A 1,308-nucleotide genomic window follows, 5' to 3' on the forward strand; every position below is an offset into this window, starting at 1 on the left:
CAACTCAGCACGAAGGTGTGCTTAAAAATGGTTGGCATTTACTGGCGCGACTTCATCTTATTGAGCGTGAGTTTAATCGTTTGAAAGCAGATGAGGCACTGTGGAATGCGAAACAATCAAGCATTGGCTTCTCGATGTATACCAAAGATGAAGCGAACAGCATCTCAAACAATGACTGGTTGCTCATTGCCCTAAGTTACGTGGCTCAGCGAGATATGACTAACTATCTCGACATGTGGGGATTCTCGTTCTCAGAAAAAGCGAAGCAACAAGTTGTTGCGTTGAATCTGACGCCGATGCCTCTCACTTACTTTGCAAGTAGCAATACTGGCTACTGTCTGAACGAATTCGCTCAAACGCCAGTAAGTATTGATGGTCAAACGGTTTGGCCGCTGAACTAGCTGAGTAGAAAATAACGTGCATGAAAAAGGGAGACTGAGTCTCCCTTTTTACTAGATTTATCTTAGCGTTGAGTCACGGTTATTGCTTTGCAATGTATTACTTGAATGTCGACCAGATTGGCGCGTGGTCTGAAGGCTTTTCAATACCGCGTAATTCATAATCGATACCCGACTCAATACATTTTTGCGCGAGAGAAGGAGTCGCCAAAATCACATCAATTCGTAGGCCTCGGTTGTCATCAAAGCCGCGAGATCGGTAGTCAAACCACGAGAAGCGATCGTTCACTTCTGGGTAAAGCTTACGGAAAGTATCTTCAAAGCCCCAATCTAACAACGTTTTCAGCCATTCACGTTCTTCTGGTTGGAAAGAGCATTTACCCGTTTTCAACCAACGCTTACGGTTTGGTTCTCCGATACCTATATCTGAATCGATAGGGCTGATGTTGATATCACCCATAACAATCAACTGTTCATCGTTGCTGTGATGATCGCTTAGATACGTCATTAGATCTTTGTAGAACTGGCGCTTGTATGGGAATTTCGTTTCGTGGTTAATGTTGTCCCCTTGAGGGAAGTAGCCATTAAGCACCGTTACTTTTTCACCATTTTCGTTTTCAAACGTCGCCATGATCATGCGCTTTTGGTGTTCTTCGTTATCCGTTGGAAAACCTTTTTGTACGCGGATGGGCTCTTGCTTACAAAGCATCGCTACGCCGTAATGCGCCTTCTGGCCATGAAAATACACTTTGTAACCCATGGCTTCGACATCTTCAATCGGGAACGCTTCATCATGCACTTTAATCTCTTGAAGACCAATAACGTCAGGCTGGTGTTTATCGATTAGCGCTTGGAGTTGGTGCAGTCGCGCACGTAGTCCATTGATGTTAAAGCTGATTACTTTCATTAT

Annotated in this window: 1 protein-coding gene and 1 pseudogene; one reads left to right on the plus strand and one right to left on the minus strand. The window is 44.2% G+C overall.

Going from position 1 to position 1,308, the window contains the following annotated elements:
- Positions 1 to 401 (plus strand): annotated as a pseudogene (locus R7P35_RS24715) (hypothetical protein); the annotation flags it as partial.
- Between the two features lie 97 nt (positions 402 to 498).
- Here R7P35_RS24715 and xthA read toward each other — a convergent pair.
- Positions 499 to 1,305: an exodeoxyribonuclease III gene (gene xthA / locus R7P35_RS24720; protein ID WP_318092994.1), complete on the minus strand. Its 807-nt coding sequence runs from the start codon at positions 1,303 to 1,305 to the stop codon at positions 499 to 501.
- Between the last annotated feature and the right edge of the window lie 3 nt (positions 1,306 to 1,308).

Source organism: Vibrio sp. Vb0304 (assembly GCF_033338995.1).
Classification (GTDB): Bacteria; Pseudomonadota; Gammaproteobacteria; order Enterobacterales; family Vibrionaceae; genus Vibrio; species Vibrio alginolyticus.